The following is a 12,080-nucleotide window of genomic DNA, read 5'->3' on the forward strand; positions in this document are numbered from 1 at the left end:
GGGTGGGTCAGGAAGACTGAAGGAAACATGTCTGGAAGACATTAGGAAGACTCGTCAGGATGAAAGTAGGACGATGCAAAGGATGGCTGGTTAGGATAACCACAGGAAAAGTTTTCAAGGATTGAGCAGGGAGCACTTAGGTAGCTGGATTGCTATAAAACGAACCGAGGGCACTGTGAAAACAGTGCCCTCAACTTTTTTTGCGTCCTATTCGTTGTCGTTATGCGATGCACTGCCTGAGCATCACTCTTCGCTCAGGCAGATTCAGACATTATCCCGTAACCCAATCCGTCTTAGCCAATCGCTCCCAGTGCATCTTCTTTACCCTGACTTTTTGGCAACAGGAAGAGCGTTGCATAAATATCCAGCAGATAAATCGCCGCCAGTAAAGTTAATGCAGCAGTAAATGACACCTGCGAGACCAGCATGCCAATCACTAACGGTCCAAATCCGCCGACACCACGTCCGATATTAAACAGAATATTTTGCGCTGTAGCCCTCACATTGACTGGGTAAGTATCAGAAATCAGGCCGCCGTAACCGCCAATCATGCCATTCACAAACATACCCATTATCGCACCCGCAAACAGCATAGCTGTTGGATCGGTTAACTGCGCATAACACACCACCATCACAACGGCGCCAACCTGATAAATCAGGAAAATCCTCCAGCGTGGGAAGCGGTCAGCGAGCATTCCGAATAGCCAGATACCGAAAGTCATACCGACTACGGTGACGGCCGTCCATAACCCGGATTTGGTCAGCGAGAAGCCAAAGTTCTTCGAGAGATAAGTGGGCATCCAGATCATCAGCCCATAGTAACCAAAGTTTTGGACTGAACAGAGTATCAGGATCCCAATACTCGCCTTCGTGGTTGGTCGATCCTTAAACAGTAGTTTTATCCGGCTTAGCCGGGACTCATTGGGGGCCTGAGCGGCGTGCTTCACAAATTCTTCAGGCTCGCCCATCGTGCTGCGAATCAGGAAGGAGGCCAGTGCTGGCAGCAGACCGACTAAGAACATACCGCGCCAGCCAATCACACCCAGCAGCAAGGGGGTGAGAAACGCAGCGAGTAGCACGCCGAGTTGCCAACCCATACCGACATAAGCCGAAGCGCGGTTACGTTTTTCAGCGGGCCAGGCTTCAGCAATCAGTGCCATACCGATACCAAACTCACCGCCCAGACCAACGCCTGCCAAAGTGCGGTAAGCCAGTAAATCCCAGTAACCTTGTGCCACGGCGCACAAGCCAGTGAACAGAGAGAACATCAAAATGGTGAATGTCAGAACGCGGATGCGGCCATAGCGGTCACTGATGGGGCCAAAAATTACGCCGCCCAGCACGGCACCAATCAGCGTCCAGGTAACCAGTGAACCGCTTTGAGACGAGGTCAAACCGAGTTCGATGGCGATGGCTGGCAGCATAAAACCAAGAATTAATAAATCGAAGCCATCCATTGCATATCCGGTGACGGAGGCGATCATGGCTTTTGCTGGTGTTGCGTGGGCTTTTTGGGAACGTTGAGCAGGCATTAGGTCGTGTCAATTTATGTAAGGTTGATTTATTTTGCCCGGTCAGGAGGTTGAGTACCAGTATGAAAAACTGATGGCTGAGATTTAGTCATTATGATTAAAAGAGTCATGCAGGAGAAAGTTGGGGCCAAACGCCTTCAATGCTATGCTTTGCCACTTTGCGCCCGCACTGTGGCTGTCACAAATGACGAATTCAAGAGAGATTGATGAGTACAGAAAATCAGGTTCGCCAGATATTGCAGGATATCGAACAGGTCATGCGTGATCTGAAATTGTGGCATGCCACGCCTCCTGAAGACGCTGCATTTGACAGTGTCGAGCCTTTTTCCGTCGATACCATGTCTTCAGAACAATGGTTGCAATGGGTGTTGATTCCACGGATGTATTCACTGTTGGGGACCGATGCTGCATTGCCAACCCGTTTTGCTATTACCCCCTATTTTGAAGTGGCAATGCCCGATGCCGTTCTTTTGCTGGCAGAACTACAGCGCCTTGATGACTTGCTGAATATAGAAGACTGACATGCTGGAAATTTTGTATCAGGACGAACATCTGGTGGCGGTGAATAAACCTGCCGGGATGTTGGTTCATCGTAGCTGGCTGGACAGGCACGAAACCGTTTTTGTGATGCAAACGTTGCGCGACCAGATTGGTCAGCATGTGTTTACTGTTCATCGCCTGGATAAGCCCACGTCTGGGGTTTTACTACTGGCACTGTCAAGCGATGTCGCCCGTCTGCTTTCACAGCAGCTTGAAAATCATCAGGTGAATAAGGTCTATCACGCCGTGGTGCGTGGATATATGCCAGAAGATGGAACGGTGGATTATTCCCTCACCGAAGAGCTGGACAAGATTGCGGACAAGTTCGCCAATCCGGGCAAAGCACCGCAGCCGGCAGTCACTCATTATCGTGTGCTGGCTAAAGTGGAGATGCCTGTACCGGTCGGCCCCTATGATACGGCACGCTATAGTCTGGTAGAACTGACACCTGAAACGGGTCGCAAGCATCAGCTACGTCGTCATATGTCCCATTTGCACCATCCGATTCTGGGTGACAGCGCGCATGGTGATCTCAAGCAGAACCGCGGCATGATTAAACATTTTTCCTGCCCTGGCCTGATGTTGCATGCCAGCCATATGCAGTTGTCCCATCCTGTGACCGGAGAGACGATTGAGTTAACCGCCAGGTGGGATCCGCGGTGGCAACATGTGGTGGAGCAGTTCGGCTGGCAAGACACTGTCCCTGCACTTGAAAGGGTTGAGTTTGCCGCAGACTGGGGTCAGGATAACTAACAATTTTTAATGATATTCAGGACAACAAGGGAGTAAAACCATGGCTGAGATTGGTATTTTTGTCGGCACCGTTTACGGTAACGCGCTGCTGGTAGCGGAAGAGGCTGAAACTGTCCTGAAGAAACAAGGCCACGAGGTCAAACTGTTTGAGGAAGGCACACTGGAAGCCTGGCAGTACTATCGCCATCATTTTGCTCTGATTATCACCTCAACCACCGGTCAGGGCGACTTGCCTGACAGCATTGCACCGCTGTTCACGGTGATCCGCGATACGGTGGGTTATCAACCTGAGTTGCGCTATGGGATCATCGCTCTCGGTGACAGCAGTTATGATCACTTCTGTGGTGGTGGGCATAAGATGGATGATTTATTGCAGGAACAGGGCGCGTCGCGCGTCGGTGACATGTTGGAAATTGATGCAATGGAAACACCAGAGCCGGAGTCTGTTGCCATACCCTGGGTAATGAAATGGGCGCAGTTGCTTAAATAAATGTGCGAATAAACCAGCCTGTTCTCCACGGAAATAAAAAAGGTCAGGTGATCCCTGACCTTTTATTTTCTACTTTCACAAAAGCGAAAGAGGGATCATTAACGGCCGTTGGTTAATTTTTCCAGATCGGACTCGATCTCGGTAATTTTATTCGCCACAACGGATTCCAGATGACGAAGGTCATCAAGAATTTTGCGTTTCAGATCCACCTCTACCTGATCTCGCTGACAAATTTGATCCAGCTCATCAATCACATACCGGAGATTTGGGCTGATTTCGTGAATTTCTTTATAACCTTGACCAGCATTATCGGCCACGATAGTTTTGCGCTGGCGTGGATATTTGAATTTCACGCTTTTGGCAAAAAACTCGCCTTTGTCTTTGCGAAAGTAAATTTTCAGGATGTCGTTATTGGCCTCCTGACGCAGGCTATAACGATCAATATCGTCGGGATTATTAATACCCAAGCTTTTCAGGTTGTCATACATAGCGGCACCTTTTAGTTTTTACAGAGGATTATCATGATGAACCGAACGGCGGTCAGGATCGTTGATTCGTGACATAGTTTGCCGCCATGAAAATATAAAATGGCGAGTTAAACAAACCCGCCCGATTCAGTTTAGTCGATAGAGCGTAATAACTCATTAAGACCCGTTTTACCTAGCGTTTTGGCATCCACTTTCTTAACAATCACCGCACAGTACAAACTGTACTTGCCGTCTTTTGAAGGCAGGTTGCCGGAAACAACCACAGAACCTGCCGGTACGCGGCCGTAATGGACTTCGCCGGTCTCACGGTCATAAATCTTGGTGCTCTGGCCGATATAAACGCCCATCGAGATCACTGAACCTTCTTCGACGATCACACCTTCAACGATTTCTGAACGTGCGCCGATAAAGCAGTTATCTTCGATAATCGTCGGGCTTGCCTGTAATGGCTCTAAAACGCCGCCGATGCCGACACCGCCCGATAGGTGTACGTTTTTACCTATTTGCGCGCAAGACCCAACAGTAGCCCAGGTATCAACCATCGTGCCTTCATCGACGTAAGCGCCAATATTGACATAGGAAGGCATAAGTACAGTATTGCGTGCGATGAATGCGCCTTTGCGCACCGCTGCGGGGGGTACGACGCGGAAACCTTCGCGTTGGAAACGGGCTTCATCATAGTCAGCGAATTTCATCGGCACTTTGTCATAGAAGCGGTTTTCAGCGCCATCCATAACCTGGTTGTCGTTGATTCTAAAAGAGAGCAGTACCGCCATCTTCAGCCACTGATGTGTTACCCACTGACCATTAATTTTCTCAGCAACGCGTAATTCGCCACTGTCGATCTTATTGATAACCTGGTTAACTGCATCGCGCGTTACGCTGTCTGCGTTTGCCGGAGTGATCTCTGCACGGCGTTCGAAGGCCTGCTCAATAACGGTTTGTAGTTGCTGCATCCTGTTCTCTTTCCTGATAGTGATGTAAAAAAGTCAACGCTACTTGTATCACATTTTTTCGTTGGGGTTGAGCGCCTGTGTTAAGCGACGCCGTATTTCATGCCGTGTATTTCTATCCAGCGCCCGGCGTTCGCCGTTAGCCAGAATGAATAAGTCCTCTACGCGTTCGCCAATGGTTGAGATACGCGCGCCATGAAGTGACAGTCCTAAATCAGAGAACACCTCCCCGACGCGGGCCAGTAAACCTGGCTGATCCAGTGCAACCAGCTCCATATAGCTGCGCCGGTCGGTATGGGTTGGCAAGAAGCTAACTTCAGTCGGTACACTGAAATGACGTAGTTTTGGCGAAGGTCGACGGGCACGCGGCGGCTGGTAGGGCTGGGTCATCGATTGTTCCAGCGCATAGCGAATAGCTTCGTGACGGTCCTGTGCCAGCGGGCTGCCATCCGGCTCCAGCACGATGAAGGTATCCATAGCCATTCCGTCACGGTTGGTGAAGATTTGCGCGTCATGGATGCTCAGGTTGCGCCGGTCCAGTTCACCGCCTACGGTGGCAAACAGATAAGGCCGGTCCGGGCACCAGATAAAGATCTCTGTGCCGCCGCGCGTCGCCTGGCGACTGACCAATACCAGCGGCTTGGTCGAATCATGTTCGAGCAGATGACGGGCGTGCCAGGCAAGCTGGTTTGGCGAGTGACGCAGAAAGTAGTCTGCACGGCAACGGCTCCAGATGCGGTGCAGTGCCTCTTCGTCAATATTGTCCATGCGCAGCAACGCCAATGCCTGGAGGCGATGGTGACGAACGCGCTCACGTAAGTCAGGCGTATTTTGCATACCCCGTCGCAGCTGTTTCTCGGTGGCGAAATAGAGTTCGCGTATTAGGCTTTGCTTCCAGCTGTTCCACAGCGTTTCGTTGGTGGCACAGATGTCTGCAACGGTCAGACTAACCAGATAACGCAGGCGGTTTTCGCTTTGCACTTCGGCAGCAAACTGTTGAATTTCGGCTGGATCCTGAATATCACGACGTTGCGCCGTGACTGACATCAGCAGATGGCAACGCACCAACCAGGAAACCAGTTGTGTTTCGCGTGAATTGAGACCATGCAGTTCGGCAAACTCCAGAACATCCTGTGCGCCGAGGATCGAGTGATCGCCACCACGTCCTTTTGCGATATCGTGGAACAGTGCGGCCATTAACAGCAGCTCCGGCTGCGGCAGGCGCGGATACAACTCCACACACAGCGGATGTTTTGGGCGGATGTTTTCGTCGGCAAAACTTTCCACCTTTTGTAGCACGCGGATAGTGTGCTCATCGACGGTGTAAGCGTGGAATAGGTCAAACTGCATTTGACCGACAATCAACCCCCATTGCGGCATATAAGCCCAAAGCACGCTGTGGCGGTGCATTGGCACCAGCGCGCGGGAGACGGCACCGGGATGGCGTAAAATCGCCATGAAAATATCGCGTGCCTCAGGGATCATGCACAGCGGCTCTTTCAGATGTCGGCGCGCATGGCGCAGTAGGCGGACTGTTGTGGAGTAGATACCTTTAATTTCGCGGTGGCGCACCATCAGATAGAACATGCTGATGATGGTTTCCGGTCGACGGGTGAATAGCGTTTCGTCACGCAGGTCGATCAGGTCGCCACGCAGTTGGAAATGTTCATCCAGTGGCCGGGGTTTTTCGTTTGGCCCTATGGCCAGAATCGCTTCATCAAACAGCTGTAACAGCATTTGATTCAGCTCGCCAACCCGTCGGGTCATGCGATAGAAATCTTTCATCATCCGCTCTACCGGCTCGTTGCCTTCGCCCTGATATTGCAGCATTTGAGCGACATTGAGCTGGCGGTCAAACAGCAGGCGGTTATCGTAACGCGGCAGAATCAGATGCAGTGCGAAGCGGATGCGCCACAAGAAGCTTTGGCACTCAATCAGCTCGTTACGCTCGGCTTTGGTCAGGAAACCAAACGCGACCATTTCATCTAATGAGGTCGCGCCGAAGTGACGGCGGGCTACCCATAAAATGGTGTGTATATCGCGTAGGCCACCTGGGCTGCTTTTGATGTCAGGCTCAAGATTGTAGCTGGTGCTGTGGTAGCGCTGATGGCGCTCGTTCTGTTCATCAATTTTGGCACGGAAGAAGGTTGGCGAGGGCCAGAAACCGTCGCTAAAGACGTGCTTTTGCATGTTGAGGAATAGGGCTACATCGCCGCAAATCAGCCGTGATTCAATCAGGTTAGTGGCAACCGTCAGGTCGGCCAAACCCTCCAGCAAACACTCTTCCAGCGTACGAACGCTGTGGCCAACTTCCAGCTTTAAATCCCACAGTAGGGTGATCAGTTCACCAATGCGCTGGGCTTGTTCATCATTCAGGTGCTTCTGGCTCAGCACAAGCACGTCGATATCTGAAAGAGGATGTAATTCACCACGTCCATAACCGCCGACAGCGACCATGGCAGTTTCCGGAATATTATCAAAGCCGTAGAAGGTCCATAACCGCTGTAAAAGACGATCAATAAACAGTGAACGGGCATCCACTAACGCTTCGGCACGGTGCCCGGCGTTAAAGGCATCAGCCAGCCACAGCTGAAATTGCTCCATGTGCTGTTTGAGGCTTTGACGGTTGAGGTCGTCATCAGGGTAGGTAAATGGAGAGGCGGGCTGCGGAAGGTGCTCCTGGATAAGTTCCGGCAGTTGCTGGGACTTAATACTCTCTTCAGAGGGAAGATGTTTAATCATATTTGCGCAGCCCATTCACAGTAAGAGACAAAAAAGCCAGCTTTCGCCGGCTTGGTCACCAGATTCAACCCTCGGGAGAAGTACGGGTTACTGCTGGTCGTGCGTAATAATATTCGGGATGGTGTCATCCTTACGCAGCGTCATGATTTCACAACCGTTATCGATTACCACAATAGTATGCTCGTACTGAGCCGACAAGCTGCGATCTTTGGTTTTTACTGTCCAGCCATCTTTCATGCTGCGAATGCGATAGTCGCCAGCGTTGACCATCGGTTCGATGGTGAACGCCATACCCGCCTGCAAGACCACGCCGCCGTCATCTGCATCGTAATGCAGGACTTGAGGCTCTTCGTGGAAACCTTCACCGATACCATGGCCGCAATATTCACGGACTACGGAGAAGTTTTCTGCTTCAACAAACTTTTGGATTTCTTTGCCCAATGTACGTAGACGAATGCCAGGTTTAACCAGCTTCAACGCCAGGTATAGGCTTTCCTGGGTAATACGACAGAGGCGTTCACCCAGAATGGTTGGTTTACCCGCGATAAACATTTTAGAAGTGTCGCCGTGGAAACCCTCTTTAATGACAGTCACGTCGATATTAACAATGTCACCGTCTTTCAAAATTTTGTCGTCACTTGGGATGCCGTGACACACCACTTCATTGACAGAGATACAGACTGATTTTGGAAAACCGTGATAATCCAGACAGGCTGAAATCGCCTGCTGTTTATTATTGATGTGATCAGCGCAGATGCGGTCCAGCTCACCGGTACTTACGCCAGGTTTGACGTGAGGCTCAATGATTTCCAGCACTTCTGCGGCCAGGCGGCCAGCGATGCGCATTTTTTCGATGTCTTGAGGTGTTTTGATTGTAATTGCCATGAATAGTCCTGCAGATATCCTGTTTTGACGCGCTTCTTTCAACTGCAACGTCGTCAATAATGAGCTAGGTCCCATGGTATCAGCCCCGATAATACCTGCCAAATTATCATTTCCTCATGCGGCAAACTTCCTAACAAAATTTGCTCTGTGGTGGTGGATTATGGTATAAAGCGCGCCGGCAATCCGCTGTGGCTGAGAGGCTCCAGTGCGGTTAAAGCCGAACACTCATATGTGTACTTATTGTTTATCGTAAGTAATAACACACACGTATCGGCACATACACCGGGGTGCTCTGGGAATTCGTTCTACGGGGTCGGTGTTATGGGATACGTGGAGGCATAACCCCAACATCTACTATTAGAGGTTTTATCATGGCAACTGTTTCCATGCGCGACATGCTCAAGGCCGGCGTACACTTCGGTCACCAGACCCGTTACTGGAACCCGAAAATGAAGCCATTCATCTTCGGTTCACGCAACAAGGTTCACATCATCAACCTTGAGAAGACTGTTCCAATGTTCAACGAAGCTTTGGCTGAGTTACAGAAGATCTCCTCCCGTAAAGGAAAGATCCTGTTCGTTGGTACTAAACGCGCTGCAAGCGAAGCGGTAAAAGAAGCTGCACACAACTGCGATCAGTTCTTCGTGAACCATCGTTGGTTGGGCGGCATGCTGACTAACTGGAAAACAGTTCGTCAGTCCATCAAACGTTTGAAAGATCTGGAAATCCAGTCTCAAGACGGCACTTTCGAAAAGCTGACTAAGAAAGAAGCGCTGATGCGCACTCGTGAGCTTGCGAAGCTGGAAAATAGCTTGGGCGGTATCAAGGATATGGGTGGTCTTCCTGATGCACTGTTCGTTGTCGACGCTGATCACGAACACATCGCAATCAAAGAAGCTAACAACCTGGGTATCCCAGTATTCTCCATTGTTGATACCAACTCCGATCCGGATGGCGTTGACTTTGTTATCCCTGGTAACGATGACGCAATCCGTGCAGTTAATCTGTACCTGAGCGCTGTTGCTGCCACTGTCCGTGAAGGCCGTTCGCAAGATCTGGCTGTTCAGGCAGAAGAAAGCTTCGTAGAAGCTGAATAATAAGGCAAGCTCTACGCAAGAGCCCTTATTAACCAGGTATTGAATATGTTGGTTAGGGGGCCTTAATTGGCCCCCTTTGCTTATCTTAAATGCGAGAAATATCTCACCGCGAAATGCCTTTTTGCACCGAGATAATCGAGGAAAATACAATGGCTGATATTACCGCTGCCCTGGTAAAAGAACTGCGCGAACGTACTGGCGCTGGCATGATGGATTGTAAGAAAGCGCTGGTTGAATCTGATGGCGACATCGAGCTGGCGATTGAAAATATGCGTAAATCTGGCGCGATCAAAGCAGCGAAAAAAGCAGGCAACGTAGCTGCTGACGGCGTGATTAAAACCAAGATCGAAGGCAACTATGGCTTGATTCTTGAAGTTAACTGCCAGACCGACTTCGTTGCTAAAGATGGTGGTTTCCAGTCGTTTGCTGAAAAAGTGCTGGATGTTGCTTTTGCAGGCAAAATTACTGACGTTGAAGTACTGAAAGCTCAGTTCGAAGAAGAACGTGTAGCGTTAGTGGCCAAAATCGGTGAGAACATCAACATTCGCCGCATTGCTTCCCTGGAAGGCGATGTACTGGGTAGCTACTTACACGGTGCGCGTATTGGTGTTTTGGTTGCGGCTAAAGGCGCTAACGAAGAGCTGGTTAAGCAGATCGCAATGCACATTGCGGCAAGCAAGCCAGAATTCGTGAAGCCGGAAGATGTGTCTGCCGATGTAGTAGAAAAAGAGTACCAGGTTCAATTGGACATCGCCATGCAGTCTGGCAAGCCTAAAGAAATCGCAGAGAAAATGGTTGAAGGCCGCATGAAGAAATTCACCGGCGAAGTTTCTCTGACGGGTCAACCTTTTGTTATCGAACCAAGCAAGACTGTTGGACAGGTACTAAAAGAGCATAATGCTGACGTTATCAACTTTATCCGTTTTGAAGTGGGTGAAGGCATCGCGAAAGCTGAGACTGACTTTGCTGCTGAAGTTGCAGCAATGACCAAACAGTCTTAATTCGTCATTGATGTACAAAAATGGAACCGCGCTAAATTTAGCGGTTCCATTTTATCCACCCCCAAATTCTAATAACATTATGCGCTGTCTTTTTATAACAACGCTATGATGTAAAGATTGATTCCCATTACGACACATTGCTTCTAGGACACACACCATGGCTACCAATGCAAAACCCGTTTATCAGCGTATCCTGCTAAAACTCAGTGGCGAAGCCCTGCAGGGCAGTGAAGGTTTTGGTATCGACGCGAGCGTTTTGGATCGTATGGCTCAGGAAGTCAAAGAGCTGGTCGAACTGGGCATTCAGGTCGGCGTTGTCATTGGCGGCGGGAACTTGTTCCGCGGTGCGGGTCTGGCGCAAGCGGGTATGAACCGCGTTGTGGGCGACCACATGGGTATGCTGGCCACGGTAATGAACGGTCTGGCAATGCGGGATGCATTACACCGTGCCTATGTGAATGCTCGTCTGATGTCTGCAATTCCACTTAATGGTGTGTGTGATAACTACAGCTGGGCTGAAGCCATTAGCCTGCTGCGCCATAATCGTGTCGTGATTTTCTCTGCCGGTACTGGCAATCCGTTCTTTACTACGGATTCTGCAGCTTGCCTGCGCGGTATTGAGATTGAAGCCGATGTCGTGCTGAAAGCGACTAAAGTGGATGGCGTCTATTCTGCCGATCCGGTGAAAAACCCTGAAGCGACACTGTACGAAGAGCTGACTTATCAGGAAGTGTTAGAGCAGGAATTGAAAGTGATGGATCTGGCGGCCTTTACATTGGCACGCGACCATAATCTGCCAATCCGTGTCTTTAACATGAATAAACCTGGCGCGCTACGCCGTGTGGTGATGGGCGAAAACGAAGGCACTTTGATCACTAACGGTAAAAGTAGCGTCTGATATTTCCCAAGTCTATACGTTCAGACAGCAAGTTTTGCCAGCCTTCGCTGGCATGAGTATTCACGGACTATACTGATGTTATGGTCTGCCAAGTAACCAGTTTTAAAGGGTTCGCAACGTGATTAACGACATTAAAAAAGATGCTGAAATCCGTATGGAAAAATGTGTCGAAGCATTCAAAAACCATATAAGCAAAATCCGCACTGGCCGTGCCTCTCCGGGTATTCTTGACGGCATCATGGTGGATTACTATGGTTCTGCAACACCACTGCGCCAGTTGGCTCAGGTGACGGTTGAAGATTCCCGTACTCTCGCTATTTCTGTGTTTGACCGTTCAATCGGCGCAGCCGTTGAAAAAGCGATCATGTCTTCTGATTTAGGCCTTAACCCTTCCTCTGCCGGTGCCACTATTCGTGTGCCATTACCCGCATTGACCGAAGAGCGCCGTAAAGACCTCATTAAAGTGGTTCGTGCTGAAGCTGAACAGGGGCGCGTATCGGTACGTAACGTGCGCCGTGATGCGAACGACAAAACCAAAGCGCTGTTGAAAGATAAAGAGATCAGTGAAGATGAAGATCGTCGCTCTCAGGACGAGATTCAAAAAATGACTGATGTCTTCATCAAGAAGGTCGATGTCGCGTTGAGCGAGAAAGAAGCTGAATTGATGGATTTTTAATCCTTGCTTCAACACCGCCTAAGCG

General features: G+C 50.0%; 12 protein-coding genes. 7 read left to right on the forward strand and 5 right to left on the reverse strand.

Features of this window, described 5'->3' with window-relative positions:
• Positions 1-293: 293 nt before the first annotated feature.
• Positions 294-1,532, reverse strand: a complete 1,239-nt coding sequence (locus IEV89_RS20000) for an MFS transporter (protein ID WP_188475271.1) — start codon at positions 1,530-1,532, stop codon at positions 294-296.
• A gap of 206 nt (positions 1,533-1,738) precedes the next feature.
• On the opposite strand from IEV89_RS20000, the gene IEV89_RS20005 reads away from it, so the two are divergent.
• From IEV89_RS20005 to IEV89_RS20015, 3 genes are read left to right on the forward strand one after another with little or no spacing between them, the layout of a single operon-like run.
• Entirely contained in the window at positions 1,739-2,053 is a 315-nt protein-coding gene (locus IEV89_RS20005) for a YqcC family protein (RefSeq protein WP_188475272.1), read from the forward strand.
• A gap of 1 nt (position 2,054) precedes the next feature.
• On the forward strand, positions 2,055-2,825 hold the full coding sequence (truC, locus tag IEV89_RS20010) for a tRNA pseudouridine(65) synthase TruC (protein WP_188475273.1): 771 nt from the start codon (positions 2,055-2,057) through the stop codon (positions 2,823-2,825).
• 40 nt (positions 2,826-2,865) lie between these two features.
• Positions 2,866-3,315 (forward strand): flavodoxin, encoded by a 450-nt coding sequence (locus IEV89_RS20015; protein ID WP_188475274.1) that lies wholly within the window; start codon positions 2,866-2,868, stop codon positions 3,313-3,315.
• 98 nt (positions 3,316-3,413) lie between these two features.
• Here the strand turns inward: IEV89_RS20015 and IEV89_RS20020 are convergent, their stop codons facing one another.
• The 4 genes from IEV89_RS20020 to map form a co-directional block, all read right to left on the reverse strand.
• Positions 3,414-3,803 carry a DUF3461 family protein gene (locus IEV89_RS20020; protein ID WP_188475275.1) on the reverse strand — a complete coding sequence of 130 codons (390 nt, stop codon included), beginning with the start codon at positions 3,801-3,803 and terminating at the stop codon, positions 3,414-3,416.
• A gap of 131 nt (positions 3,804-3,934) precedes the next feature.
• Positions 3,935-4,759, reverse strand: a complete 825-nt coding sequence (gene dapD, locus IEV89_RS20025) for a 2,3,4,5-tetrahydropyridine-2,6-dicarboxylate N-succinyltransferase (protein ID WP_188475276.1) — start codon at positions 4,757-4,759, stop codon at positions 3,935-3,937.
• A gap of 48 nt (positions 4,760-4,807) precedes the next feature.
• The gene (glnD, locus tag IEV89_RS20030) at positions 4,808-7,498 is read right to left on the reverse strand and encodes a bifunctional uridylyltransferase/uridylyl-removing protein GlnD (RefSeq protein WP_188475277.1); all 2,691 of its coding nucleotides are present in this window, start codon (positions 7,496-7,498) and stop codon (positions 4,808-4,810) included.
• A gap of 87 nt (positions 7,499-7,585) precedes the next feature.
• Entirely contained in the window at positions 7,586-8,383 is a 798-nt protein-coding gene (map, locus tag IEV89_RS20035) for a type I methionyl aminopeptidase (RefSeq protein WP_188475278.1), read from the reverse strand.
• A 371-nt stretch (positions 8,384-8,754) separates the two neighbouring features.
• On the opposite strand from map, the gene rpsB reads away from it, so the two are divergent.
• From rpsB to frr, 4 genes are all read left to right on the forward strand, one after another.
• Positions 8,755-9,480 carry a 30S ribosomal protein S2 gene (gene rpsB, locus IEV89_RS20040; RefSeq protein WP_188475279.1) on the forward strand — a complete coding sequence of 242 codons (726 nt, stop codon included), beginning with the start codon at positions 8,755-8,757 and terminating at the stop codon, positions 9,478-9,480.
• Between the two features lie 149 nt (positions 9,481-9,629).
• Positions 9,630-10,481 carry a translation elongation factor Ts gene (tsf, locus tag IEV89_RS20045; protein WP_188475280.1) on the forward strand — a complete coding sequence of 284 codons (852 nt, stop codon included), beginning with the start codon at positions 9,630-9,632 and terminating at the stop codon, positions 10,479-10,481.
• A gap of 157 nt (positions 10,482-10,638) precedes the next feature.
• Positions 10,639-11,379 (forward strand): UMP kinase, encoded by a 741-nt coding sequence (gene pyrH / locus IEV89_RS20050; RefSeq protein WP_188475281.1) that lies wholly within the window; start codon positions 10,639-10,641, stop codon positions 11,377-11,379.
• A gap of 118 nt (positions 11,380-11,497) precedes the next feature.
• A complete protein-coding gene (frr, locus tag IEV89_RS20055; RefSeq protein ID WP_188475282.1) occupies positions 11,498-12,055 on the forward strand; it encodes a ribosome recycling factor in 558 nt (185 codons plus the stop codon).
• Positions 12,056-12,080 lie beyond the last annotated feature (25 nt).

This window comes from Hafnia psychrotolerans (assembly GCF_014639435.1).
GTDB classification, from domain to species: Bacteria; Pseudomonadota; Gammaproteobacteria; order Enterobacterales; family Enterobacteriaceae; genus Ewingella; species Ewingella psychrotolerans.